Genomic DNA, 23,146 nt, shown 5'->3' on the forward strand with positions numbered 1-23,146 from the left:
CCTCTTCCCCGCCGACTTCCTCACCCGCCACGACATCCTCCGCCGCATCTACCTCGACCCGCTCACCTGCCTCACCCCGCCCCGACCCTGGGCGCCCATGACCGATGCCGAATGGGCCGCCCTCGCCCCCATCCTCGCCGCCATGGGCTGCGGCATGGCCGAGCGCGGCCGACCCCTCGACTGCACCCCACGCGAGCGGCTCGACGCCATCTTCCGCTGGGCCACCACCAAGCACCGTGGCGGCCGCGCGCCCTGGCGCCTGCTGCCCCCCGAGCACGGCAAGCCCGACACCGTCTCCCGCTCCTACCGACGCTGGGCCCGCGCCGGCCTCTGGCCCCGCCTGCTCGTCGCCCTCGCCGCCCACCCGGAGCGCTTGGCCACCCTCGCACACCGCATCTGCTGCGCCTTCCGCCGCGCCATCCGCCTCTGCGGCAGCCTCCACGCCATCGTCCTCGCCCGCCGCCTCCGCCTCTTCTCCGCGCTCCCCGCGCCATCCCAGTTCCTCCCCGACCCGGATTTGTCCGAAACCTACCAACCCGTCTTCGACCGCTTCGCCCAATCGATGCAGGAGCGCCCCTGGCACCCGCCCAGGCAACTCTGGCGCACGCTGCACTCCATGCACCGCTTCGTCGCAGGCCGTGCCCGCATCCCCAGATGGATGGAGCCGGCATGACGGCAACCATTGATATGCGAGCCATGCCGTGGCTATCTGACCGCTCGCGTAACCATCCGAAGCGCCAAGAAGGCCAGCAGGCATTCCGCCCCGACGATGACCTTCCCGCCCAACACGCGGCTGGCCATGGCCTTCATGCTTGCCCTGGTCTTCGCCTCCCTGCTCGGCCTGCTCTGGCGCCAGGACCGGCGCCAGCTCGCCCTCCGGGAGTGGAGCCTTGCCTGCCTCCTCATCGCCATCGGCGCGCCGCTGCGCGTCCTGCCAGAGGCTTGGCCGGACTGGCTCCGCATCGCCGCCAGCAATGCGGTGCTGATCCAGGCCTTCAGCGGATTCTGGGCCGGCGCGCGGCAGTTCCGGGGGCAGGGCGTGCCCCCCGCCGCCCGCTTCGCTGGGCTCCTCGCTTGGCTCGCCCCGCTGCCCTGGATCGTCGCCGACACCCCCTGGCGGGTGAGCCTCGTCTCGGCCCTCGTCGGTCTCTACGCCCTTCTCGCCGCCTGGGAGTTCACCCGGGGGATGCGCGCCGACCGGCTGCCCGCCCACCGGCTGCTGGCCGGCATCTTCGGCATATTCGGCGCCATTTCCTTCAGCCGCGTCATCCTCGCCTTCGCGATCGGCTTCGACCCGGTGCCCTCCTCCGCCCTGCCGGCCGCGCGCTGGAAGGACATCCTGGCCGTCATCATGCTCGCCTGCTTCGCCGGCATGGTGGTGATGCTGATCGCCATCATCCGCGAGCAGGCGGAGCGCCTCTCCACCGCCCGGCTGACCGCCGCTCGCGACCAGGCCGATGCCGCCAACCGCAACAAGTCCCGCTTCCTCGCCCGGATGAGCCACGAGCTGCGCACCCCGCTCAATGCGGTCTACGGCATGGCCCAGGTCCTCGCCCGCGACCCGAGCCTCGGCCCCGTGCAGCGCGAACAGGCCCGTCTCCTGGTCGAGGCCGGCAGCCATCTGCTCGCCATCGTGAATGACGCACTCGACCTTGCCCGCGTCGAGGCCGGCCGGCTCGACCTGGCGCCGGAGCCCATCGCCCTGCCGGAGAGCCTGCGCGCCACCCTCGCCCTGGTCGCGGCCGCCGCTGCGAAGGGGCAGGACCTCCGCTTCGAGGTCGAGACGCCGCTCCCCGCCATGGTCGTCGCGGACCCGCTGCGGCTGCGGCAGATCGCCATGAACCTGCTCGGCAACGCGACCAAGTTCACCCCGCCCGGCGGCCGCATCACCCTCTCGGCCGGCTGGGAAGCGGGGGAGTTGCGCCTCGCCGTCACCGATACCGGCCCCGGCCTGCCCGCCGAGGTGCTGGCCAACCTCTTCGGCGACTTCGTGCAGGGGGCGGGGCATAATGCCGCCGGGGAGGGCTCCGGCCTCGGCCTCGCCATCTGCGCCGCGCTGGCCCAGGCGATGGGCGGCACGCTGGGCCACGCCCGCGGCCCGGAGGGGGTGGGCGCCCGCTTCACCCTCACCCTGCCCGCGCCCGAGCTGCCGCGCGAGCCTGCCCGCCCGCTTCGCCTGCTCGTCGTCGATGACGTGCTGGTCAACCGAAAGGTCGCCCGCGCCCTGCTCGAGCCCGCCGGCCACAGCGTCGCGGAAGCCGCCGATGGCGAGGCCGCTCTCGACGCCCTGCGCTCCGGCCCGCTGCCCGATGCGGTGCTGATGGATGTGCATATGGAGCCGCTCGACGGGCTGGCCGCCACGCGGCGGCTCCGCGCCCTCGGCGGCGAGGCCGCGCGCCTGCCGGTCATCGCCCTGACCGGCAGCGTCGACCCCGCCGAGCAGGCCGCCTGCCGCGCCGCCGGGATGGACGGCCATCTCTCCAAGCCCATCGAGCGTGCCGCCCTGCTCGCCGAGCTGGCGCGCGTGACGGCAGCCTCCGAGCGGAGGTTCCCCTGATGCCGCCCAGGCCGGGCCTATGCGCATGCCCGGTTCCGCGACACTCTTCCCGGATACCGATGGGAGGGACCGCATGCCGCCACGCATCCTCATGATGGACAGCGCGCTCAGCGCGGCCGAGATAGCGAGGGAGCTGGCGCCCTCCAATATGGAGCTGGTGGTGGCGCCCTTCGGCAGCCCGGAGTTCAAGGCCGCAGCGGGAGAGGCGGAGTACCTGGTCGGCTTCGGCAACAAGGCCATCGATGCCGGCTTCTATGCGGCCGCGCCGCGGCTGAAGCTCTTCCAGCTGCTCTCGGCCGGCTACGACACGGTCGACATCGAGGCGGCGCGCGCGGCGGGCATCCCCGTCTGCAACAATGGCGGCGCCAACTCCACCGCGGTTGCCGAGCATGCGCTGCTGCTGATGCTCGCCGCCTGCCGCCGCCTCGTCACCCAGCACGAGAATGTCGTCGCCGGCCGCTGGCGCGGCAACGACCCGAGCCAGGTGAAGCTCTACGAGCTGCGCGACAAGACCCTCGGCATCGTCGGCCTCGGCGCCATCGGCAGGAAGGTGGCGCGGCTGGCCAATGCCTTCGGCATGACCGTCCACTATTACGACATCCGCCGCGTCTCCGAGGCGGAGGAGGATGCGCTCGACGTCCGCTTCAAGCTCCTCGGCGAGATCCTGCGCAACAGCGACATCGTCTCGCTGCACGTGCCGCTGACGCCCGCCAGCCGTCACATGATCGGCGCGGCGGAACTCGCGCGGATGAAGCCCTCGGCCTATCTCATCAACACCTGCCGCGGCCCGGTGGTGGACGAGGTGGCGCTGACGGCGGCACTCGAGGGCGGCACCATCGCCGGCGCCGGGCTCGATGTCTTCGACCAGGAGCCGCCGGCGGCGGACAACCCGCTTTTCCGTCTGAAGAACGTGGTGCTGACGCCGCATTTCGCGGGCCCGACCTGGGACAACCAGCAGGCCCGCTTCCGCAACGCCTTCGACAACTGCCAGCGCGTGGCGCGCGGGGATACCCCCCTCTGGGTCATCCCCGAGCTGGCTCAGCCCTCGTAGGCGACGGTCTTCTGCGTCTGCTCGCCGAGGCCCTCGATGCCGAGCGTCATGGTTTGCCCGGCCTTGAGGAAGATCGGCGAGGGCTTCTGGCCGAGGCCGACGCCGGGTGGCGTGCCGGTGAAGATCACGTCGCCCGGGTGCAGGGTGATCATGCCCGAGACGTAGGAGACGATGGTCTTCACCCCGAAGATCATGGTGCGCGTGCTGCCGTCCTGCATGCGCTTGCCGTCGACATCAAGGAACATGCTGAGGTTCTGCGGGTCCGGCACCTCATCCTTGGTGACGAGCCAGGGACCGACCGGGCCGAAGGTGTCGCAGCCCTTGCCCTTGTCCCAGGCGCCGCCGCGCTCGATCTGCCACTCGCGCTCGGAGACGTCGTTGCCCACGGCATAGCCGGCGACGTGGTCGAGAGCCTGGTCCTCGCTCACGCACTTGGCCTTGCTGCCGATGACGATGCAGAGCTCGACCTCCCAGTCGGTCTTCACGCTGTCGCGGGGGATGATGACGTCGTCATTCGGGCCGCTGAGGGCGCCGAGCGACTTGAGGAAGACGATCGGCTCCTTCGGCACCGGCGCGCCGGTCTCGGCGGCGTGGTCGGCGTAGTTGAGGCCGATGCAGATGAGGTTCTTCATCCCCGTCACCGGCGGGCCGAGGCGCGGGTTGCCCGGCACGGCGGGCAGGGTCGAGGGGTCGATGCCGGCGAGCTTCGACAGGCTCGCGGCGGAGAGCGCCTCGCCGGAGAGGTCGGGGATGATGCCCGAGAGGTCGCGGATGGTGCCCGAGGCGTCGAGCAGGCCCGGTTTTTCCTGGCCCGGGGGGCCGTAGCGCAGCAGTTTCATGGATGCGTCTCCTGGTATTTACAGCGTCCAGCCGCCATCGATGACGATGGCTTGGCCGGTGACGAAGGTGCTCTCGGGGGCGGAGAGGTAGACGACGAGGGCCGCCATCTCCTCTGCGGTGGCGAGGCGGCCCATAGCCTGGCGGGAGACGAAGGCGGCGCGGGCCGCCTCCTCGCTGCCGGCGGCGGCGGCGTTGGCGGAGATGCGCTCGCCGAGGCTCGGCGTGTCCACCGTGCCGGGGCAGAGGCAGTTGCAGCGGATGCCGCGCGTCACGTACTCGGTCGCGACGGACTTGGTCAGCCCGATCACCGCGGCCTTGGTGGTGCCGTAGAGGAAGCGGTTGGGCGCGCCCTTCACCGAGGAGCAGGCCGAGGACATGTTGACGATCACCCCGCCGCCGCGGCCGAGCATCCCCGGCAGCGCGGCGCGGATCGTCTGCCACATGGAGCGGACATTCAGCGCGAAGCCGAAATCCCACTCGTCATCGGTGCAGGTCTCGATGGTGTTCTGGTGGACGAAGCCGGCGCAGTTGAACAGCACGTCGAGCGGGCCGGCCTGCCGGATGGCGGCAGCGACGGCGGCGTCGTCGAGGACGTCGAGCGCCATGGTCTCAATGCCTGCGGCCTCAAGACCGGCGAGCTTCTCGGCATTCAGATCGGTGGCGACGACGCTGGCGCCTTCCGCCGCATAGGCGAGGGCGGAGGCCCGGCCGATGCCCTGGCCTGCCGCCGTCACGAAGCACCGCTTGCCCGCCAGCCTGCCCGCCATGATCCGTCCCCCGTATTCTGGGGGTCATGATCACGGCCGGGCGGCTGGCGTCAACCCGGGGGGGCGGGTCAGCGGGTCTGGTTGCTGGCGATGGCGAGGCGCCGGGCCGGCGGGTTGCGGGAATAGGTGACCGCCACGGAAGGCGCGGCATCGGGCACCCGGGCTGCCTCGGTGGGCGTGCTCTGGTAGACGGAGACGCGGGCATTCTGCGCCAGTGTCCGGGCCGCGGTGCTCTCGGCCGGGGCCTGCTGCGCCAGGGCAGGCGCAGCCAGGCCGAGCAGCAGCGCGGCGGCAAGCGGCATCATGGGGTTGCGCATGGAAGTCTCTCCTCAATGGGCGGCGCGGTGGCCACCCGTTGCGGAGAGAGATAGGGCTGTTGCGCCGCAGCGCAAATGGCAAAGGATGGATGGGCCATATCCACGGAATGGATATGGCCCGAACAGATCAGTGGTTGTGGCGGCTCTCGCCGCGCGTGTTGAGCACGTCGAGATAGAGCGTCGCCGGCTCCAGGCAGCCGCCGGTGCCGAGCTGGCCGACCATGCTGCGCTGGATCTCCTCCCACGGCGTCTTGTTGACCAGCTTGGGCGGCTGCCAGGCAGCGCGGCGGGCGGCGAGCTCCTCCTCGGGGATCAGCAGGTCGACCTTGCGGGTGTTGAGGTCGATGCGGATCGGGTCGCCCGACTTCAGCAGGGCGAGGCCGCCACCCACCGCCGCCTCGGGCGAGACGTTGAGGATGGAGGGGCTGGCCGAGGTGCCGCTCTGCCGCCCGTCGCCCATGGTCGGCAGGCTGTCGATGCCGGCCTTCAGCAGCGCCGCGGGGGGCTGCATGTTCACCACCTCGGCGCTGCCCGGGTAGCCGACCGGGCCGCAATTGCGGATGACGAGAACGGTGTGCTCGTCGATGCCGAGCGAGGGGTCCTCGATGCGGTCGTGGTAGTCCTCCGGCCCCTCGAAGACGACGACCTTGCCGGTGAAGACGCCCGGTGGGTTCGACAGGAAGCGGTTGCGGAAGGCCTTGTCGATCACGCTGATCTTCATGACGGCGCTGTCGAAGATGTTGCCCGACAGGATGGCGAAGCCGGCCTTCTCCTTCAGCGGCACGCTGTAGTGGCGGATGACCTCGCGGTCCGGCTCCTCCAACGTCTCGAGGTTGGAGGCGAGGCTGCGGCCGGTGACGGTCATCACGCCGCCATGCAGCTTGCCGGCGTTCAGCAGCTCCTTCATCACCGCGGGCACGCCGCCGGCGCGGTGGAAGGCCTCGCCGAGGAAGCGTCCGGCTGGCTGGCAATCGACCAGCAGCGGGATGTCGTGGCCGATGCGGTCCCAGTCCTCGATCTTCAGCTCGACGCCCATGTGGCGGGCGATGGCGAGGATATGCGGCGGGCAGTTGGTGGAGGCGCCGAGGGCGGAGGCGGCGACGATCGAGTTCTCGAAGGCCTCGCGCGTCATGATGTCGGAGGGGCGCAGGTTCTCGTGCACCATCTCGACGATACGCTTGCCCGTCGCGTGCGCGATCTGGCCGCGCTCGCGATAGGGGCCGGGGATGGCGGCGCAGCCGGGCAGCGACATGCCGAGCGCCTCGGCCAGCGAGTTCATCGACAGCGCCGTGCCCATGGTGTTGCAGTGGCCGACGCTGGTGGAGCTGCTGGCGACCAGCTCCATGAACCCGTCATAGTCGATCTTGCCCTCGGCCAGCAGCTTGCGGCCTTCCCAGACGATGGTGCCGCTGCCCGTGAGGCGCCCCTTCCAGTGGCCGTCGAGCATCGGGCCGCCGGAGAGGACGATGGCGGGGATGTTGACCGTCGCCGCGCCCATCAGCACGGCGGGCGTCGTCTTGTCGCAGCCGGCGGTGAGCACCACGCCGTCGATCGGGTAGCCGTGCAGGATCTCGACGAGCGAGAGATAGGCGAGGTTGCGGTCGAGCGCCGCGGTCGGGCGCTTGCCGGTTTCCTGGATCGGGTGGATCGGGAATTCGAGCGGGATGCCGCCGGCGTCGCGGATGCCGGCCTTGACGCGCTCGGCCAGCGCCAGGTGGTGGCGGTTGCAGGGGGCGATGTCGCTGCCGGTCTGGGCGATGCCGATGATCGGCTTGCCGGATTGCAGCTCGCCACGGGTCATGCCGAAATTGAGGAAGCGCTCGACATAGAGCGCGGTCATGCCCGGGTCCTCCGGGTCGTCGAACCAGCGCTGGCTGCGCAGCTTGAAGGACTTCTTGGTCTGGTCGGAACTGGCCATGGCGATTACTCCCGCTGCCGTGAACGTCGTGCCGCGGACCTTCCCTGTCAACGATGCGTGCCGTTACGGAAAGACGAGGTCGCCCTGGGCACAGGTATTGACCCGACGGCGCTCCATCGCCTCGCCTCCGTCGAGGACGATGCGGATGTCGTTCACGCATTGGCCAGGGGGCAGGGCGACGAGGTGGCTGGCGCCGTTGCCGAGGGTCTTGCTGCCAAGCCGGTCCTCGCCCCAGGCATTCACCGCGGCCGAGGCGACATAGATCTCGTTGATGGCGCGGGCGCCGCGGTTGGTGATGCGGACGGAGGCCTCCTGGGCTGTCGCCGGGAAGGCCAGGAGGCAGGCGAGGGCGGCGAGGGGCAGGCGCATGGCGGCTCCGTCAGGCGATGGCTTCTTCGAGGAAGACCTGCACCGCCTGGAAGAGCGCCCCGCGGTTGCGCTCCATGACGATGCTGTGGGTCCCCTCGGCGAGCTGGACCAGGCGCTTGCCAGGACTCGCGGTCAGCAGCGGGAAGAGGGTGTTGGCCATGGCGGGCGGGGTGTCGCGGTCCCACTCCGCGACGACGAGCAGGGTCGGTACGGTGATCTTCGAGGGGTCGTAGAAGGGCTTGCCGGCCTGCCAAAATTCGCGGCTGTCGAGCAATACGCCGTTCGGGGCGCGCAAGGCGGGCGGGTTGCGGCGCTGGCCCTCCGGGTCGGTGGCGAAGGTGACGCCAGCCCAATGCTCGAACCAGCCGGGCGGGATGAGGGCGGCGCGCTTGGCCTCCGACACGCCATTCACCCAGCGCTCGCGGGCCTGGGCCTGGGTCACGTAGCGGTAGGCGCCGAGCTCGCCGGAGGTGCCGGCGGCGGCCGGGCTCGGCCCGTCGCGCAGCCATTGCGGGGCGAAGAGGACGAGGCGCTCGACGAGGGAGGGGTTGTCGGCCGTGAAGCGGGCCATCAGGCTCGTGCCCCAGGACCAGCCCATATGGACGATTTTCGGCAGGCCGCGGCGCTGGCGGATGAAGGCGGCGGCGGCGGCGATATCGGCGACAGCGGTTTCGCCGCGGACGAGGGGCTGGTTGGCCTCGGGCGGCTGCGCCATCTCCGGCGGGCGGGTGCTGCGGCCATAGCCGCGCAGGTCGAGGCACCAGACATCGAAGCCGCGGCCGGCGATGTAGTCCATCCAGGAAAGGCCGCCGAGGGGCAGGTCGAAGGCGGTGCTCGCCGGGTAGGTCGCGCCGTGGACGAAGAGCAGCGTGCGGTCCGGGCGCGGCTGCAGGCCTTCCTGGTGCTTGTTGCGGAGGAAGAGCTCGATCCCCGCATCCTTGGAGGGGACCATGAACTCCTCGGTCTGCACCGCGGCGCCCTGGGCCCCGGCCGCGACCGGCAGGAGGGAGGCGGCGGCGAGGGCAGGGGGGGCGGCGAGCATCGCGCGGCGGTGCATTGGGTCTTCCTCGCTGGATGGCTGTTTGATGCCAGCCTAGCGCGGATGCCGCCGCTTTCCACCATCCCAGGAGCGGAAGGTCACATGCCAAGCCGGGCGGGACAGGCTACACCCCCGGCCATGATGGGGATGGAAACACGGGGCCTCGGCTGGTGGGACGAGGCATGGGCGACGATCGGGCTGGCCTGGCCGCTGGCGCTCACCAATCTCAGCCAGCATGCAATGGCGGCGACGCATGCGCTGATCCTCGGCTGGTTCTCGACCGAGGCGCTGGCGTCGGGGACGCTTGGGGCCAACCTCTACTGGCTGATGATGGCGCCGGCGCTCGGCGTGGCCTTCGCCGCCGCGCCGGTGATGGCGCAGGCGCGCGGCATGGGCCAGCGGCGGGGCGGAGCCGCGCGCGGCTGGGTGCGGGAGATGCGGCGGGGGGCGCGGAGCGCGCTGGTGGCGACCTTCATCCTCCTCATCCCCTCGCTGCTGCTGCTCTGGCATGGCGAGGCGGTGCTGCTGGCGCTCGGGCAGGAGCCGGCGCTGGCGGCGGGCGCCGGGGCCTATCTGCGGGCGATGATGTGGGGGCTGGTGCCCTTCTCCGGCTTCATCGTGCTGCGCGGCTTCCTGGCCGCCATGGACCGGCCGGGGCCGGCGCTCTGGGTGACGGGGGCGGCGGTCATCGTCAATGCGCCGCTCGCCTGGCTGCTGGTCTTCGGCGCCTATGGGTGGCCGGGGCTCGGGGTGGTCGGGGCAGGGCTGGCCAGCGCGCTGGCCGATCTGCTGATGCTGGGGGCGCTGCTCGTGCTGATCGCGCGGGACCGGCGGCTCAGGCGCTTCCGGCTGCTCGGGCGCTTCTGGCGGATCGACTGGCCGCGGCTGCGGGAGGTCTTCCGCATCGGCCTGCCGATCAGCGGGCAGATGCTGATGGAGGTCGGCGTGTTCAGCGCGGCGGCGCTGGCGATGGGGTGGTTCGGCGCCGTTGCCGTCGCGGCGCATGCGATCGCGTTGCAGGTCTCGGCGCTCAGCTTCATGGTGCCGATGGGGATCGGCCAGGCGGCGACGGCGCGGGTCGGCATCATGGCCGGGCGGGGGGATGCGGCCGGGGCCTGGCGGGCCGGATGGGTGGCGATCGGCCTGGGGGCCGGCTTCATGCTGGTGATGGCGGCGCTGTTCGTGCTCGGGGCGCGGCCGATCGCCTGGGCCTTCCTCGATGTGGCGGAGCCTCAGGCCGCGGCGGTGGCTGCCATGGCGGCGGGGCTGCTGACCATCGCCGGGCTGTTCCAGCTGACCGATGGCGTGCAGGTCGTGGCCGCCGGGGCGCTGCGCGGGCTGAAGGATACGCAGGTGCCGATGCTGATGGCGGCGCTCGGCTATTGGGGGGTGGGGATGCCGGTCGGGCTCGGCCTCGCGGTCTGGGCGGGGGTGGGGCCGGCGGGAATATGGCTGGGGCTCGCGGCCGGCGTCGGGTTGGTCGCCGGGCTGCTGCTGCTGCGCTGGCGGCGGCTGTCCGTCGCGTCGCGCGATGAAGAGGCCTTCGCCGGCGCATGAGGCGGGCCCCTTCGCAGGGCCCGGTCCATGCGTGGCTGCCTTGCCCTTCTCGTGCTTGGCCTAGCCCAATGGCTGCCAATGGACTCTGCTCGGAGGTCCGAGCAGGGATCTGCCTCAGGCGACCTCGAGGATCGCCTCGATCTCGACGCTGATGCCGAAGGGCAGGGATCCCATCCCGACGGCCGAGCGTGCGTGTCGCTCGCGATCGCCGAAGATCTCCACGAACAGGTCCGAGCAGCCGTTGATGACCTTCGGATGGTCCGTGAACTCCGGCACCGCGTTCACCATCCCGAGCACCTTCACCACCCGGGTCACGGCGTCGAGGCTGCCCACTGCCCCGCGCAGGGCGGACAGCAGCACCAGGCCGGTGAGGCGCGCATGCTGGTACGCCTCCTCCACCGATACATCCTTCCCGACTTTGCCGGTGGCGAAGGTGCCGTCGGGCCTGAAAGGGCCCGTGCCGGCGAGGTAGACCAGGTTTCCGGTCCGCACGGCCGGGACGTAGTTGGCGACAGGGGCGTTCGACCTGGGCAACTCTATGCCGCGTTCCCGGAGCCGCTGTTCGGCGGACCCCGCCGCAGGGGCCTGGGCGAGGGCACGGCGTGGCGCCAAGGCGGCCGCCGATGCCGCCATTCCGAAGGCGAGAACCGATCGGCGATCGAGCCTTTGCATGGCACATTCACCTCCGCCTGATCCGCCCTTGGGCCATGGGCGGCACTGCCAGGATGCATGCAGTGCCTGGAGCAGTTCAAGCAGAACGGGGGCCGCGGGCCTTATTCGCTCCCAGGCGGGATGACGTTGGTGCTGCGGCCCTCGACCAGCACATCGCGCATCGTCTCGATGCTCTTGATGCGGATGTCGCGCCAGGCCTCCGGCGTGTGGAAGGCGATGTGCGGGGTGATGACGAGTCGGCCGCGCAGCCACTCCTCCCCGGCGCGGTAGGCGCGGAGCAGGGAGGGGATGGGCTCCACCGGCGGCTCCTCCGGGATGACGTCGAGGCCGGCGCCGGCGAGGTGGCCGTCGCGGAGGACCCGCTCCAGTGCGTCGATGTCGAGGATGGGGCCGCGGGCGGTGTTCACCACCACGGCGTTCTTCGGCAGCAGGCGCAGCTCCCGCTCGCCGATCAGGCCGCGCGTCGCGCGGGTCAGCGGGCAGTGGATGGAGAGCACGTCGGATTGGGCCAGCAGCTCGTCCATGCTGCGGACGCGCTGGATGCCGAGCGCGCGGTCCCATCCGTTCGGCTGGTTCGGGTCGTAGAAGACGACGCGGTAGCCGAAGGCCTTGGCCCGCAGCGCCGCCGCCGAGCCGATGCGGCCGAGGCCGAGGATGCCGAAGGTCTGCACCTCCTGCCGGCGGTGCAGCGGGGATTGCATCACCGCCCATGGCGCCGGGGCCGGGCCGCGCTGGGTGTCGTGGTAGAGGATGAGGCCGCGGCGCAGCGAGAGGGCGAGGAGGACGGCGAATTCCGCGACCTCCTGCGTGCCGTAGTCGGGAAGGTTGCAGACGGTGATGCCGCGGGCGGCGGCGGCGGCGCGGTCCACGCGGTCATAGCCGACGCCCATGCGGACGATGACCTTCAGCTTCGGGAAGCGGGCGATCTGCTCGGCCGGGACCCACATGCGGAGCGTCATCAGCCCGTCCACCTCGGCGAGCATCTCGTCGGGCAGCTCGGCGATGCTGGACCTGGCGTTGCCGCGGATGATGCGGACGCCGGGGCCGAGGATCTCCTGTTCGGGGATGGTATCCGGGTACAGCCCCTCGGGCTCGAGCACCGTCAGCACCACGCGTGTTTCCTCCTGGATGGCAAGGCGGCGGAGGATGACGGGCCGGGGGCGGGCCGGCAACCCGCCCCCGGCGGCAGGCTCAGAAAAGCGCGCTGGGCGCGACGGTGCTGCCGCTGCCGCCCTTGATCTTCAGCGGCTGCACCATGAGTGCGAACTCGCCCTGCCCGCGCTGGGCCAGGGTGTCGAGCTTCATGTTCTCGAGCAGGTGCACGCCGTTCACCACGAGCGCGATCTGGTGCACCGGCAGGCTGATGTTGCGGTCAGAGTTTGGCGAGACCTCCACCGGCCAGTTGTCGGCGCCCATCAGGATCGGGTTCCGCTGGATCACGTATTGCGCCGCAGCGATGCCGATGCCCGGGCAGGACCGGACGTAGCGCGCGTTGTCGCGCGCCCAGAGCGTGCCCCAGCCGGTGTGGAAGAGCACGGCATCGCCCTCCTCGATGCGGATGTTCTGCCGTTGCTGCGCCTGCTCGATATCGGCGACGGTGATCTCGTAGGTATCGCCTAGCACCGGCACGCCCTTGAGCGCGGCGATGTCCAGCAGCACGCCGCGGGTGAAGATGGTGCCGACGGTATCGACGCCCATCTCGGTGAAGCCGCCGCGCGAGGAAATGCCCGGCACCTTGACGCAGTTGTAGGTCTCGTCACCGATCGTCTGGTGCGGGAACATGTCGAGCTGGGTGCCGACCTGGCCGATCTCGGCCACCACCACCTCCTCGTTCGAGCCGCGGCGATTGGCCTCGGGGTTCATGAACATCTGCTTCAGGTGCTGGTCGAAGCGGCGGGTGCCGAAGAAGGGCATCTGCTGCGACAGCGTCTGGCCCAGCTCGACGATCTCGCCGGTGCGGATCAACCCGGCGGCGCGCTTGGCGCGGTCCGGCGTCATCAAGTTCATGGCGCCGCGCCGGTCGTTCGGGCCCCAGCGGCTGGGGCAGCGGTCGGCGGGGGCGGGGGGCAGCCAGCCGGTCTGGGCCTGGACCGGTGTGGCCTGCAGCCCGAGATGGGTGCCGCAGAGGCATCCCAAGGCGCCGAATATGCCGCGGCGTGACAGGGTCTTCATGGCGTCTCTCCGATGTCGTTGTCGTCCGGGCGCTCGCTGTCGCCTGGTGGATGCTGGCATGGCCTCTCCGCCGACGCCAAGTTGGCGCGCGGCTTCCGCCGGCGCGCGGGCGGTCGCATGATGGCGGCGGGCAGAAGGGGCGGAGCATGGCCGAGCGGCATTACCTGATCACCGGCGCAGCCAGCGGCATCGGGGCCGCCGCCTGCCGGGCGCTCGCCGCTCCCGGTGCTGCGCTGGTGGTGCATACGCGGAAGAACCGCGAGGGAGCGGAGCGGGTCGCGGCCGAGGTCCGGACGCAGGGGGCCGAGGCGCATGTGCTGCTGGCCGACCTCGCCGAGGCCGGGGCGCCGGAGGCGCTGGTGGAGGAGGCCGCCGGGCGGATGGGCGGGCTCGACGTGCTCGTCTCCAATGCCGGGTTTGCCGACCGGACGCCGGTTGGGGCGCTGACGGACGCCGCCTTCGCCACGAGCCATGACGCGATCGCCCTGGCCTTCCTGCGGCTGGCGCGGGCGGCGGGGCCGCATCTGGCGCGGGGGCGGGCGCCGCGGCTGGTCGCGGTCTCCTCCTTCGTCGCCCATGTCTTCCGGCTGGAGCAGCCGCTCTTCCCCGCCTCCGCCGCGGCCAAGGCGGCGCTGGAGGCGCTGGTGCGGGCGCTCGCCATCGAATGGGCGCCGACGGTGACGGTGAATGCGGTGGCGCCGGGCTTCACGCGGAAGGATTCGGGGGCGCATGCGGCGCTCGACCCCAAGGCCTTCGAGGAGCGCATCGCCCGCATCCCGCTCAAGCGCCTGGGGGAGCCGGCGGATGTGGCGGCGGCCATCGCCTTCCTCGCCTCGCCGGCCGCCGGCTACATCACGGGGCAGGTGATCCATGTGGATGGAGGGATCACGGCCTGACGCCATCGGCTTGATTGCTGCGGCGCAAGAAAGCCTTGCGCCCGCGGGATGGTTCGATAGCTTCTCCGCCGACCCGAGGGAGATTCCTGTCGATGCTTCGCCGCAGCCTCCTGGCCGCTTCCGCCGCCAGCCTTGCCGCGCCCGCCCTTGTCCGCGCGCAGAGCTTCCCGAAGATCACCATCGGCATGTCCGGCTGGACCGGCTTCGCGCCGCTGACGCTGGCCGAGCAGGCCGGGCTGTTCAAGGCGAACGGGCTCGAGGTGGAGACCAAGTTCGTTCCCCAGCGGGAGCGCAACCTGGCTCTCGTCTCCGGCGCGCTGAATTGCGTGGTGACGACGGTCGATACCATGATCCTCTGGGCGAGCGCGGCGCCTCTGGTGCAGGTGCTGGTGCTCGACCGCTCGAAGGGCGGCGACGGCGTGGCGGTGCGGCCGAATATCGGCGGCTGGGCGGGGCTGAAGGGGAAGACCATCGCGGTCGACGGGGCGGGGACGACGCCCTATTTCGTCCTCGCCTATATGATGCGGGAGAACGGCGTCTCGATCAAAGACGTCACCACGGCGACCTTGGCGCCGCAGCCGGCGGCGCAGGCCTTCGTCGCCGGGCAGTTCGACGGCTGCTCGACCTATGAGCCCTATCTCTCCCAGGTCCGCGGCATGGGCGAGGACAAGGGGCGCATTCTGGCGACGACGGTGCAGCACCCCTGCGTGGTCGACACCCTCGCCTTCCAGCCGGCCTTCATCCAGGCGAACCCCGAGGCGGTGCGGCGGGTGGTGAAGAGCTGGTACGACGCGCTCGCCATGATCAAGGCGGAGCCGGACCGCAGCTTCGAGATCATGGGCCGCCGCGTGAACCAGACGGGCGAGGCCTTCAAGGCGAGCGCCCAGTACATCGAGTGGCAGGACCAGGTGATGAACAAGGCCTATGTCGCCGCCGGCCTGCCGGAGTTCCAGCGGAAGGCGCTCGAGGTGCAGAAGGAGACGGGCGTCGTCCGCGGCAATGTCGACCTGGCGAAGCTGCTCGATACGCAATTCCTCGGTTGATGGAACCGCTCAAGCCGGTCTCGCCCGCCACCCGGGTCGTGCTGGGGGCGGGCTTTTTTGCTGTCTTCATCGCGGCCTGGGCGGCGGCGACCTATGGCGGCTGGGTGCCGCCGCTCTTCCTCGCCTCGCCCGGCAGGACGTTGCTGGCGGGCTGGTCGCTGCTGACGGAGTTCGGCTTCCTCGGCGACATCGCGGTGACGATCTGGCGGGTGGTGGGGGGCTTCCTCATCGCCGCCGCCGTCGCCGTGCCGCTCGGGCTGCTGATGGGCGCCTTCAAGCCGATCGAGGCCTTCTTCGAGCCGTTCCTTTCCTTCGCGCGCTACCTGCCGGCCTCGGCCTTCATCCCGCTGCTGATCCTCTGGGCGGGGGTGGGGGAGGCGCAGAAGCTCTCCGTCATCGTCATCGGCAGCGTCTTCCAACTCGTCATCATGGTGGCGGGCGTGGCGGGGGCGACGCGGCCGGACCTCGTTGAGGCGGCGCGGACGCTGGGATCGGGGCGGCTGGCGATCCTCCGGCGGGTGGTGATCCCGGCGGCGGCGCCGCAGATCGCGGAAACGCTGCGCCTCGTGCTCGGCTGGGCCTGGACCTATGTGATCGTCGCCGAGCTGATCGGCGCGACCAGCGGCATCGGCCACATGATCATGGACAGCCAGCGGCTGCTGGATACCGGGCAGATGATCTTCGGCATCGCCGTGATCGGCATCATCGGGCTGGTGACGGACCTGCTGTTCAAGGCGGCGAACCGGCGGCTGTTTCCCTGGGCGGTGCTGTAGATGTCGGCCAAGACCTTGCGCATCGAGGGCGTGACGCGGAGCTTCCCCGGCCAACGAGGCGGGGCGCCGACGCTGGCCTTGCAGCCGACCGAGCTTTCCGTGGCGCCGGGGGAATTCGTCGCCATTCTCGGGCCTTCGGGCTGCGGGAAGTCGACACTGCTGCGGATCGTCGCCGGGCTCGATCAGCCGACTGCGGGGCGGGTGCTGCTGGATGGTATCACCGTCACGGCGCCGGGGCCGGACCGGGGGATGGTCTTCCAGTCCTACACGCTGTTTCCCTGGCTGACGGTCGAGGGGAATATTCGCTACGGGTTGCGCGAGCGTGGCCTGCCGGAGGCGCAGCAGGCGGAGATCGCGGCACGCTTCATCGCCCGCACCGGGCTCCGCGGCTTCGAGAACCACTGGCCGCGGCAGCTCTCGGGCGGGATGCAGCAGCGGACGGCGCTGGCGCGGGCGCTCGCCAATGACCCGGAGATCCTGCTGCTCGACGAGCCCTTCGGCGCGCTCGATCACCAGACGCGGGAGCTGATGCAGGAGCTGCTGCTGGAAATCTGGGAGGCGGACCGGAAGACGGTGCTCTTCGTCACCCATGACATCGACGAGGCGATCTTCCTCGCCAACCGGGTGCTGGTGATGTCGGCCCGGCCGGGACGGGTGAAGGCGGAGGTGCCGGTGCCGCTGGCCTATCCGCGCGACTGGAGGATGAAGACGACACCGGAATTCGGTGCGCTCAAGGCGCGGCTGATGGGCGAGATCCGGGACGAGGTGCGGAAGGCGATCGCGGCAGCCGGGTAGCCCTCGACCCTCGCGCCCGATCGGACGTTGATCCCCGCGAGGCCGGGACGGGGAGTGCATGATGCTGTCATTCGGCGATGCGGCGCTTCCGCGTGGCGGTGGTCGGTCTGCCATGAGGGTTTGGCTGGCGGCGGCGCTGCTGGCGCTCGGCTTCGGCGCCGGGGCGCAGGAGCTGCGCGGGCATGGCGGACCGATTCGGGCGCTGGCGGTGGTGCCGGAGGGGTTGGTTTCGGCCGGCTTCGACCAAGCGGTGATCCTTTGGGATGCGGAGCATGGCCAGGCCCGGTGGGTGATGCGCTGGCATGGCGGGGCGGTGAATGCCCTCGTCGCGCTGCCAAGGGGTGGCTTCGCCAGCGCGGGAGAGGATGGGCGGATCGCCCTCTGGCCGCCGGGAGGGGCGGCGGAGCCGGGGCGGGTGCTCGAAGGGCACAAGGCGCCGGTCGCGGCGCTGGCGACGGGGCCGGATGGGATGCTCGGCAGCGCCGGTTGGGATGGGACGGTTCGGCTCTGGTCCGCGGATGGCACGACGCGGGTGCTGAAAGGGCATCAGGGGCCGGTCAATGGCATCGCCTGGACCGGCACGCGGTGGGCCAGCGCCGGCTATGACGGGGCGGTGCGGGCCTGGGACGGGCAGGGCGGGCAGGTGCTCGCCGAATTCGGCCTACCGCAGCATGCGCTGGTGGCGCTGCCGGATGGGGCGCTGGCGGCGGGCGGGGCGGATGGTGTCGTGCGGTTGATCGGGGCCGATGGCACGCTGCGGGAGCTGGCGGCGGGTAGCCGGCCGGTGGTGGCGCTGTCCACGGGTGGCGGGCGGCTGGCGGCGGCCTCGCTCGGGGGCTCCGTCACGCTCTGGTCGCTGGGCGAAGGGCGGCTGCTGGCCACGCTGGAGGGTCCTGGCCTGCCGGTCTGGTCGGTCGCCTTCGCCGCGGATGGGCGGACGCTCTGGACCGGCGGGCAGGACCGGGTGGTGCGGCGCTGGGATGCGGCGAGCGGGGCGCCGCTCGGGCCGCTTGCCCCGGCGGCCGAGGAGGCGTTGCCGGCGGGGGCCGATGCAGAGGGAGCGCGGGTCTTCGGTGCCTGCCGGGCCTGCCATGCGCTTTCGGCCGATTCGGGGCCGATGGCGGGGCCGAGCCTGCACGGGATCTTCGGCCGGCGGATGGGCAGCCTGCCGGGCTATCCCTATTCGCCGCGCCTGGCGCGGGGCGACATCACCTGGACGCCGGAGACGGTGGCCGACCTCTTCACCCGTGGGCCGGATGTGGTGACGCCGGGGACGACCATGCCGGTGCAGCGCCTCGGCGACCCGGCGGCGATGGCGGCGCTGATCCGGTTCCTGGAGGTCGCTACCGCCGATCGGCCCGCCCGGTAGCGCGGCCCTCGGCGTCATAGGACCGCCAGCTGCCGCCCCGGTCCTCGATCCGGCCGGTGCTGCGTCCTTGCGCATCGTAGAGGCGGGTCGTGCCGCCATGGGTCTCGGCCCGGCCGGTCGAGCGGCCCATGGCGTCGTAGCTGCGGCCGTTCTCGCTGCGGCCGGCGCTGCGGCCCCGGGCATCGTAGAAGCGGATGGCCCCGCCGCTGGTCTCGGCGCGGCCGGTGCTGCGGCCCTGCGCATCGTAGAATCGGGTGACCCCGTTGCGCGTCTCGGCCCGGCCGGTGGAGCGCCCCTGCGCGTCATAGAAGCGCTCGGTCTGCGCGGCGGCACCGGTGGCGAGGAGCAGGAGCAGCAGGAGGAGGCGGACCATCGCGCCATGCTGGGCCCCACTCATGGCCGGATCAGGGCAACAGGCGGGCGATAGTCACCTCGCGCGTGTCGCGGTCCTCGAGCTCCCGCGTTACCGGGACGGCGAAGCGCGCTATCTCCGCCAGCCCCTCGCGCGGCACATAGGCCCGGCCGGGATCGGCGAGCCAGACCTCCGCCCCGGCCGCCGCCATGGCGCGGAGCCAGGGGAGGATATGGGCCGTCATCGGCGCCTCGTAGCAGACATCCCCGGCAAGGATGAGGTCCCAGCGGCAGGGGGCGCCGACCACGTCGCCGTCGAGCGGCGTGACGGCGGCGCCGTTGAGCGCGGCGTTCAGCCGGATGGCGGCGATGGCGATCGGGTCGATCTCCGCCGCCTCGACCAGCGCCGCGCCGGCCCGCACCGCGGCGATGGCGGCGAGGCCGCAGCCGGCGGCGAAATCCAGCACGCGGCGGCCGGCGGCGTGCGCCGGCGCGTCGAGGATCAGCCGGGCCATGGCCTGGCTACCGGGCCAGGCGAAGGCCCAGAAGGGCGGCTCGATGCCCTCCTGTGCCAGCCAGGCCTCGGTTGCCTGCCAGATCGGCGTGATCTCGGTTGCGAGGTGGAGGCGGATTTCTGGCACCAGGGCCGGGGCGGCGATGGCGGTGTGAGCGCGGAGGAAGACCTCGGTGCCGCTCACAACCGGCCGATCAGGAAGGCGAGGGCCACGGCGAGCCCGGCCTCGCGGTTCGCCTTGAACAGGCGGAGGCAGAGCGCCGGGTCGTGGATGTCGAGTCGGACGATCTGACGGGCCAGCAGCGCGGCGGGCAGGAGCAGGGCAGGGAGGTAGTACCAGGCGAGGCCGCCGACCCAGCCGGCCAGCGCCAGCAGGACGAGCATCGCGGCGTAGCAGGCGGCGAGGAAGGGCCGCGTCCGCTCGCCCCAGCGCAGCGCGGTGCTGCCGATGCCGACCATGGCGTCGTCCTCGCGGTCCTGATGGGCATAGATCGTGTCGTAGCCCAGGATCCAGCAGAAGGCGGCGGCCCAGAGGATCAGCGCCACCGCATCCACGCGCCCGGTCGCGGCGGCGATGCCCTCCGGCGCCGCCCAGGAGAAGGTGAGGCCGAGCATCGCCTGCGGCCAGTTCGTCACCCGCTTGGCCAGCGGGTAGAGAAGGATCGGCAGCAGCGAGCAGACCCCGAGCAGGATCGCGGTGCCGTTCAGCTGCAGCAGCACGGCGAGGCCGATGCAGCAGAGCGCCGCGAGGAAGACCAGGGCCTGGAAGGGCGTCACCGTGCCGGCGGCGAGGGGCCGGCCGCGGGTGCGCTCCACCCGGCGGTCGATGTCGCGGTCCCAGAGGTCGTTTACCACGCAGCCGGCGCCGCGCATGGCGACGGCGCCGATGCCGAAGAGAAGCGTGAGGCGCAACCCCTCCGTCCAGCCGGGCGCGGCAAGGGCGAAGGCCCAGAGGCCGGGCAGGAAGAGCAGCCAGGAGCCGATCGGCCGGTCGAAGCGGGCCAGCAAGGCATAGGGCCGCCAGCCCTGCGGCAGGCGGGCAACCCAGCCCTGCGCCTCGATATCGGTGAAGCCTTGCATGCGCCCTCTGTTCCAGCGAAAGGGCGCCATGTCCATCCCGCGGCTTTATCTCGACCAACCGCTTGAGGCCGGGCGCGAGGTGCCCGCCACGCCGGGCCAGGCGCACTATCTCGGCAGCGTCATGCGGCGCGGGCCGGGCGATGCCGTGCTGCTGTTCAACGGGCGCGACGGCGAGTGGCAGGGGCGCATCGCCGCCATCCGCAAGGACCGCTGCACCCTGGCCCCGGAGCGGCAGGCGCGGCCCCAGGCGCCGCAGGCCGATACAAGGCTGCTGGTCGCCGCCCTCAAGCGCGACGCCATGGAATGGGTGGTGGAGAAGGCGACGGAGCTCGGCATCGGCCTGATCCAGCCGGTGCTCACGCGGCGGAGCGTGGCGGACCGGGTGAACACAACACGGTTAGCCGCGATCGCTCAGGAGGCGGCGGAGCAGTGCGAGCGGCTCGGCCTGCCCAGGGTCGAGCCGGCCCGCCCCTTGCCCGCGGTGCTTGATGCATGGGATGGGATACCCCTGCTCGTCGGCGCCGAGCGACGGGAAAGCCCGTCGCTCGGTCGTGTCGCCCAGGGGTTGTACGCTCCCTGGGCGTGGCTCGTCGGGCCGGAGGGCGGGTTCGAACGGGTGGAGCTTGACGATCTGGCGCGGCGCGCCTTTGTTTCGACAGCCAGCCTCGGCCCCCGCATCCTGCGGGCGGAGACGGCGGCGGTTGCGGGGCTGGCGCTTCTCCAGGCGCTGGCCGGCGACTGGGACGATCAACCGATTTCCATTGGCGATGGGGCATTGGGCAACTCCGCCCGGGCCGGGACATGACGGAAGGCGAGGATGTCCAATCCTGGCGAAGCGGATCTGACGCCCATCACCGACCGGCGGCAGCTGGCCGAATGGTTCGCCGCCGGCTGCAAGCCGCGCGGCCAATGGACGGTGGGGACGGAGCACGAGAAATTCGGCTTCACTCGAACCGGTTTCGTTACTCCCGGCTATGAGGGAGAGGGCGGCATCCGCGCCATCCTCGAGGGGCTGGCGGCGCTCGGCTGGGAGCCGATCCTCGATGACGGCAAGCCGATCGGGCTGAAGCGCGGCGGGGCATCGATCAGCCTGGAGCCGGCGGGGCAGCTGGAGCTGTCGGGCGGGTTGCAGGCCGACCTGCATGCGACGCATCTGGAGCTCGAGGCGCATCTGCGCGAGGTGCATCAGGTGGCCGGGCCGATGGGCGTCGGCTTCGCCGCGCTCGGCTTCCACCCGACGCATTCACGCGCCGAGATGCCGTGGATGCCCAAAGGCCGCTACGCCATCATGCGGCGCTACATGCCGACGGTGGGCTCGCTCGGCCTCGACATGATGCAGCGGACCTGCACGGTGCAGGCCAATCTCGACTATGGTGATGAGTCCGACATGGTCGAGAAGCTGCGCGTCAGCCTCGCCTTGCAGCCGGTGGCGACGGCGCTCTTCGCCAACTCGCCTTTCACCGAAGGGCGGCCGAACGGCTTCCGCAGCATGCGGGCGCAGGTCTGGACGGACACCGACGGGGCGCGCACCGGCATCCCCGGCGTGGTCTTCGAGCAGGGCTTCGGCTTCGAACGCTTCGCCGAATGGCTGCTCGACGTGCCGATGTATTTCGTCATGCGCGAGGGGCGTTGGCTGGATGCAGCGGGGGCCAGCTTCCGCGACTTCCTCGAGGGCAGGCTCGGCATCCTGCCCGGCGAGCGGGCGACGATCGGCGATTTCGCCGACCATGTGACGACCGCCTTCACGGATGTGCGGCTCAAGCGCTTCCTTGAGATGCGCGGTTCCGATGTCGGCGGGCCGGGGATGATCGTGGCGCAGGCGGCGCTCTGGGTCGGGCTGCTCTATGACGATTCGGCGCAGAAGGCGGCGGCGGCGCTGATCCGCGAGTGGAGCCTCGCCGAGATCCGCGCGCTGCGGGCGGCGGTGCCGCGCGAGGCGCTGACGGCCAGCATCCGCGGGCGGCGCGTGCGGGAGGTGGCGCTCGACGTGCTCGCCATCGCGCGGGACGGGCTGCGGGCGCGGGGGCTCGGCGAGGAGGTCTACCTGGCCCCACTCGACGAGATCGCCGAGAGCGGCCTGACCCAGGCGGACCGGCTGCTGCACCTCTACGAGCGGGCCTGGAGCGGCGATGCAGCGCGGGCGCTGCTGCATGCGGAGATTTGAGGCGGAACCCGCCTGACCGATTGCGGTTTCCGCTCTGACAGGCGGGAGGCGCGGGCGATGGACGGGTCCCTGATACGGCGCGCTGCGGTACCGCGAGGCGGGCGCGAGCGGGATATCGGCCTCGGCCTGCTGGTGACGGGCGGCGCGGTGCTGGCCTCGGCGCTGGTCTCGGCGCGCTACTCGCCTTCGCCGGTGCATGGGCGCATCCGGCGGGACTATGAGCGGCTGGAGAAGCCGCCCTTCAACCCGCCCGATCCGGTCTTCGCCATCTGGGGGCCGCTCTATGCGTTGCTGACGCTCTCCGGGCTGCGAATCTGGACTGCGCCGCGCAGCCCGGCGCGGGAGCGGGCGCTCGGCCACTGGTTCGGCATCCAGGTGCTGAACGCGCTCTGGCTCTGGCTCGGCTTCGGCGAGCGGCGGCTTGGGGCGGCGACGGTCGAGGCGGTGGTGACGGTGGCCAATGCCGCAGCCTATGTCGAGGCGGCGCGGCGGGTGGACCCGCCGGCGGGCTGGATGGCGGCGCCCTATGCTGCCTGGGTCGGCTTCGCGGCGCTGCTCAGCGAGGAGTTGTGGCGGCGGAACCGCTGATACCAACCGCCATGGTCACTGACTCGCATGTGATCCGCGGTTTGCGGCGGGCGTGATTCGCTGTCTCCCGGGGGTTCGATTCGGGAGGCTTGCGATGGCGGTGGTGATCACGCGGCAGGACTTGTCGGCGGATGCCCTGAGGCAGGCTGCAGCTCGCAGTCGGGACGCGAACGCAGCGCGACGCATGCTGGCTCTTGCCTTGGTACTGGAAGGGCAGTCGCGCACGGACGCGGCCGCAACCTGCGGCATGGACCGGCAGACCCTGCGCGATTGGGTGCACCGTTACAACGCCGAGGGGTTGGCAGGCCTGGTGA

At 71.4% G+C, this 23,146-nt stretch carries 25 protein-coding genes; 13 read left to right on the plus strand and 12 right to left on the minus strand.

Features of this window, described 5'->3' with window-relative positions; all coding sequences use genetic code 11:
* The 3 genes from EP26_RS24365 to EP26_RS24375 all read left to right on the plus strand — a co-directional run.
* The coding region (locus EP26_RS24365) for an IS5/IS1182 family transposase (protein WP_052388956.1) at positions 1-673 on the plus strand (673 nt) is incomplete at its 5' end.
* 96 nt (positions 674-769) lie between these two features.
* Positions 770-2,557, plus strand: coding sequence for an ATP-binding protein (locus EP26_RS32390; RefSeq protein ID WP_052389624.1), 1,788 nt, complete (start codon positions 770-772; stop codon positions 2,555-2,557).
* Positions 2,558-2,630: 73 nt separating this feature from the next.
* Positions 2,631-3,608 carry a 2-hydroxyacid dehydrogenase gene (locus EP26_RS24375; RefSeq protein WP_211259540.1) on the plus strand — a complete coding sequence of 326 codons (978 nt, stop codon included), beginning with the start codon at positions 2,631-2,633 and terminating at the stop codon, positions 3,606-3,608.
* On the opposite strand, the gene EP26_RS24380 is transcribed toward EP26_RS24375, so the two are convergent.
* The 6 genes from EP26_RS24380 to EP26_RS24405 all read right to left on the minus strand — a co-directional run bounded on the left by EP26_RS24380 (position 3,596) and on the right by EP26_RS24405 (position 8,876).
* Complete coding sequence (locus tag EP26_RS24380; RefSeq protein ID WP_043342471.1) at positions 3,596-4,447, minus strand: fumarylacetoacetate hydrolase family protein; 852 nt, start codon at positions 4,445-4,447, stop codon at positions 3,596-3,598. The genes EP26_RS24375 and EP26_RS24380 overlap by 13 nt on opposite strands.
* Positions 4,448-4,465: 18 nt before the next feature.
* Positions 4,466-5,215 carry an SDR family oxidoreductase gene (locus EP26_RS24385; RefSeq protein ID WP_043342472.1) on the minus strand — a complete coding sequence of 250 codons (750 nt, stop codon included), beginning with the start codon at positions 5,213-5,215 and terminating at the stop codon, positions 4,466-4,468.
* Positions 5,216-5,283: 68 nt separating this feature from the next.
* Positions 5,284-5,532, minus strand: coding sequence for a hypothetical protein (locus EP26_RS24390; protein ID WP_043342473.1), 249 nt, complete (start codon positions 5,530-5,532; stop codon positions 5,284-5,286).
* A gap of 127 nt (positions 5,533-5,659) precedes the next feature.
* The gene (locus tag EP26_RS24395; protein WP_043342474.1) at positions 5,660-7,450 is read right to left on the minus strand and encodes an IlvD/Edd family dehydratase; all 1,791 of its coding nucleotides are present in this window, start codon (positions 7,448-7,450) and stop codon (positions 5,660-5,662) included.
* A gap of 63 nt (positions 7,451-7,513) precedes the next feature.
* Entirely contained in the window at positions 7,514-7,819 is a 306-nt protein-coding gene (locus EP26_RS24400; RefSeq protein ID WP_052389625.1) for a hypothetical protein, read from the minus strand.
* Between the two features lie 10 nt (positions 7,820-7,829).
* A complete protein-coding gene (locus tag EP26_RS24405) occupies positions 7,830-8,876 on the minus strand; it encodes an alpha/beta hydrolase (RefSeq protein WP_052389626.1) in 1,047 nt (348 codons plus the stop codon).
* A 129-nt stretch (positions 8,877-9,005) separates the two neighbouring features.
* On the opposite strand from EP26_RS24405, the gene EP26_RS24410 reads away from it, so the two are divergent.
* Positions 9,006-10,415, plus strand: a complete 1,410-nt coding sequence (locus EP26_RS24410; RefSeq protein ID WP_157033738.1) for an MATE family efflux transporter — start codon at positions 9,006-9,008, stop codon at positions 10,413-10,415.
* A 114-nt stretch (positions 10,416-10,529) separates the two neighbouring features.
* On the opposite strand, the gene EP26_RS24415 is transcribed toward EP26_RS24410, so the two are convergent.
* The 3 genes from EP26_RS24415 to EP26_RS24425 all read right to left on the minus strand — a co-directional run bounded on the left by EP26_RS24415 (position 10,530) and on the right by EP26_RS24425 (position 13,259).
* A complete protein-coding gene (locus EP26_RS24415) occupies positions 10,530-11,087 on the minus strand; it encodes a RidA family protein (RefSeq protein ID WP_245624503.1) in 558 nt (185 codons plus the stop codon).
* A gap of 101 nt (positions 11,088-11,188) precedes the next feature.
* On the minus strand, positions 11,189-12,259 hold the full coding sequence (locus EP26_RS24420; RefSeq protein WP_245624504.1) for a C-terminal binding protein: 1,071 nt from the start codon (positions 12,257-12,259) through the stop codon (positions 11,189-11,191).
* A 19-nt stretch (positions 12,260-12,278) separates the two neighbouring features.
* Positions 12,279-13,259 carry a cyclase family protein gene (locus EP26_RS24425; protein WP_043342477.1) on the minus strand — a complete coding sequence of 327 codons (981 nt, stop codon included), beginning with the start codon at positions 13,257-13,259 and terminating at the stop codon, positions 12,279-12,281.
* 146 nt (positions 13,260-13,405) lie between these two features.
* Between EP26_RS24425 and EP26_RS24430 the strand changes: the two genes are divergently transcribed.
* From EP26_RS24430 to EP26_RS24450, 5 genes are all read left to right on the plus strand, one after another.
* Positions 13,406-14,155 carry an SDR family NAD(P)-dependent oxidoreductase gene (locus EP26_RS24430; RefSeq protein WP_043342479.1) on the plus strand — a complete coding sequence of 250 codons (750 nt, stop codon included), beginning with the start codon at positions 13,406-13,408 and terminating at the stop codon, positions 14,153-14,155.
* Between the two features lie 92 nt (positions 14,156-14,247).
* Positions 14,248-15,198 carry an ABC transporter substrate-binding protein gene (locus tag EP26_RS24435; RefSeq protein ID WP_052389627.1) on the plus strand — a complete coding sequence of 317 codons (951 nt, stop codon included), beginning with the start codon at positions 14,248-14,250 and terminating at the stop codon, positions 15,196-15,198.
* The gene (locus tag EP26_RS24440; protein WP_043342481.1) at positions 15,198-15,971 is read left to right on the plus strand and encodes an ABC transporter permease; all 774 of its coding nucleotides are present in this window, start codon (positions 15,198-15,200) and stop codon (positions 15,969-15,971) included. The genes EP26_RS24435 and EP26_RS24440 overlap by 1 nt, the downstream gene beginning before the upstream one ends.
* Positions 15,972-16,766: an ABC transporter ATP-binding protein gene (locus EP26_RS24445; protein ID WP_043342482.1), complete on the plus strand. Its 795-nt coding sequence runs from the start codon at positions 15,972-15,974 to the stop codon at positions 16,764-16,766. It begins immediately after the preceding gene.
* A 58-nt stretch (positions 16,767-16,824) separates the two neighbouring features.
* Positions 16,825-18,135, plus strand: coding sequence for a hypothetical protein (locus EP26_RS24450; RefSeq protein WP_245624505.1), 1,311 nt, complete (start codon positions 16,825-16,827; stop codon positions 18,133-18,135).
* On the opposite strand, the gene EP26_RS24455 is transcribed toward EP26_RS24450, so the two are convergent.
* The 3 genes from EP26_RS24455 to ubiA are packed head-to-tail and all read right to left on the minus strand — an operon-like array spanning position 18,110 to position 20,080.
* Entirely contained in the window at positions 18,110-18,532 is a 423-nt protein-coding gene (locus tag EP26_RS24455; RefSeq protein WP_043342484.1) for a hypothetical protein, read from the minus strand. The genes EP26_RS24450 and EP26_RS24455 overlap by 26 nt on opposite strands.
* Positions 18,533-18,539: 7 nt before the next feature.
* Positions 18,540-19,184, minus strand: coding sequence for a class I SAM-dependent methyltransferase (locus EP26_RS24460; protein WP_043342485.1), 645 nt, complete (start codon positions 19,182-19,184; stop codon positions 18,540-18,542).
* A complete protein-coding gene (gene ubiA, locus EP26_RS24465; protein ID WP_043342486.1) occupies positions 19,181-20,080 on the minus strand; it encodes a 4-hydroxybenzoate octaprenyltransferase in 900 nt (299 codons plus the stop codon). Before ubiA ends, EP26_RS24460 begins: the two co-directional genes overlap by 4 nt.
* Here ubiA and EP26_RS24470 point away from each other — a divergent pair.
* The 4 genes from EP26_RS24470 to EP26_RS24485 form a co-directional block, all read left to right on the plus strand.
* Positions 20,079-20,885: a 16S rRNA (uracil(1498)-N(3))-methyltransferase gene (locus tag EP26_RS24470; protein WP_245624506.1), complete on the plus strand. Its 807-nt coding sequence runs from the start codon at positions 20,079-20,081 to the stop codon at positions 20,883-20,885. The two genes, ubiA and EP26_RS24470, sit on opposite strands and share 2 nt — an antisense overlap.
* Positions 20,886-20,897: 12 nt before the next feature.
* The gene (locus tag EP26_RS24475) at positions 20,898-22,244 is read left to right on the plus strand and encodes a glutamate--cysteine ligase (RefSeq protein WP_043342487.1); all 1,347 of its coding nucleotides are present in this window, start codon (positions 20,898-20,900) and stop codon (positions 22,242-22,244) included.
* A gap of 57 nt (positions 22,245-22,301) precedes the next feature.
* The gene (locus EP26_RS24480) at positions 22,302-22,832 is read left to right on the plus strand and encodes a TspO/MBR family protein (protein ID WP_052389628.1); all 531 of its coding nucleotides are present in this window, start codon (positions 22,302-22,304) and stop codon (positions 22,830-22,832) included.
* Positions 22,833-22,926: 94 nt separating this feature from the next.
* A partial coding sequence (locus tag EP26_RS24485; protein WP_043342489.1) for a helix-turn-helix domain-containing protein occupies positions 22,927-23,146 on the plus strand: 220 nt, incomplete at its 3' end.

The sequence above is a fragment of the Belnapia moabensis DSM 16746 genome, from assembly GCF_000745835.1.
Classification (GTDB): Bacteria; Pseudomonadota; Alphaproteobacteria; order Acetobacterales; family Acetobacteraceae; genus Belnapia; species Belnapia moabensis.

What these genes read in the sequence shown, in the direction of transcription:
- EP26_RS32390 (WP_052389624.1), top strand. Translation starts at nt 770, where the DNA reads ATGACCTTCCCGCCCAACACGCGGCTGGCCATGGCCTTCATGCTTGCC.
- EP26_RS24375 (WP_211259540.1), top strand. Translation starts at nt 2,631, where the DNA reads ATGCCGCCACGCATCCTCATGATGGACAGCGCGCTCAGCGCGGCCGAG.
- EP26_RS24380 (WP_043342471.1), bottom strand. Translation starts at nt 4,447, where the DNA reads ATGAAACTGCTGCGCTACGGCCCCCCGGGCCAGGAAAAACCGGGCCTG.
- EP26_RS24385 (WP_043342472.1), bottom strand. Translation starts at nt 5,215, where the DNA reads ATGGCGGGCAGGCTGGCGGGCAAGCGGTGCTTCGTGACGGCGGCAGGC.
- EP26_RS24390 (WP_043342473.1), bottom strand. Translation starts at nt 5,532, where the DNA reads ATGCGCAACCCCATGATGCCGCTTGCCGCCGCGCTGCTGCTCGGCCTG.
- EP26_RS24395 (WP_043342474.1), bottom strand. Translation starts at nt 7,450, where the DNA reads ATGGCCAGTTCCGACCAGACCAAGAAGTCCTTCAAGCTGCGCAGCCAG.
- EP26_RS24400 (WP_052389625.1), bottom strand. Translation starts at nt 7,819, where the DNA reads ATGCGCCTGCCCCTCGCCGCCCTCGCCTGCCTCCTGGCCTTCCCGGCG.
- EP26_RS24405 (WP_052389626.1), bottom strand. Translation starts at nt 8,876, where the DNA reads ATGCACCGCCGCGCGATGCTCGCCGCCCCCCCTGCCCTCGCCGCCGCC.
- EP26_RS24410 (WP_157033738.1), top strand. Translation starts at nt 9,006, where the DNA reads ATGGAAACACGGGGCCTCGGCTGGTGGGACGAGGCATGGGCGACGATC.
- EP26_RS24415 (WP_245624503.1), bottom strand. Translation starts at nt 11,087, where the DNA reads ATGCAAAGGCTCGATCGCCGATCGGTTCTCGCCTTCGGAATGGCGGCA.
- EP26_RS24425 (WP_043342477.1), bottom strand. Translation starts at nt 13,259, where the DNA reads ATGAAGACCCTGTCACGCCGCGGCATATTCGGCGCCTTGGGATGCCTC.
- EP26_RS24430 (WP_043342479.1), top strand. Translation starts at nt 13,406, where the DNA reads ATGGCCGAGCGGCATTACCTGATCACCGGCGCAGCCAGCGGCATCGGG.
- EP26_RS24435 (WP_052389627.1), top strand. Translation starts at nt 14,248, where the DNA reads ATGCTTCGCCGCAGCCTCCTGGCCGCTTCCGCCGCCAGCCTTGCCGCG.
- EP26_RS24440 (WP_043342481.1), top strand. Translation starts at nt 15,198, where the DNA reads ATGGAACCGCTCAAGCCGGTCTCGCCCGCCACCCGGGTCGTGCTGGGG.
- EP26_RS24445 (WP_043342482.1), top strand. Translation starts at nt 15,972, where the DNA reads ATGTCGGCCAAGACCTTGCGCATCGAGGGCGTGACGCGGAGCTTCCCC.
- EP26_RS24450 (WP_245624505.1), top strand. Translation starts at nt 16,825, where the DNA reads ATGATGCTGTCATTCGGCGATGCGGCGCTTCCGCGTGGCGGTGGTCGG.
- EP26_RS24455 (WP_043342484.1), bottom strand. Translation starts at nt 18,532, where the DNA reads ATGAGTGGGGCCCAGCATGGCGCGATGGTCCGCCTCCTCCTGCTGCTC.
- EP26_RS24470 (WP_245624506.1), top strand. Translation starts at nt 20,079, where the DNA reads ATGCGCCCTCTGTTCCAGCGAAAGGGCGCCATGTCCATCCCGCGGCTT.
- ubiA (WP_043342486.1), bottom strand. Translation starts at nt 20,080, where the DNA reads ATGCAAGGCTTCACCGATATCGAGGCGCAGGGCTGGGTTGCCCGCCTG.
- EP26_RS24475 (WP_043342487.1), top strand. Translation starts at nt 20,898, where the DNA reads ATGTCCAATCCTGGCGAAGCGGATCTGACGCCCATCACCGACCGGCGG.
- EP26_RS24480 (WP_052389628.1), top strand. Translation starts at nt 22,302, where the DNA reads ATGGACGGGTCCCTGATACGGCGCGCTGCGGTACCGCGAGGCGGGCGC.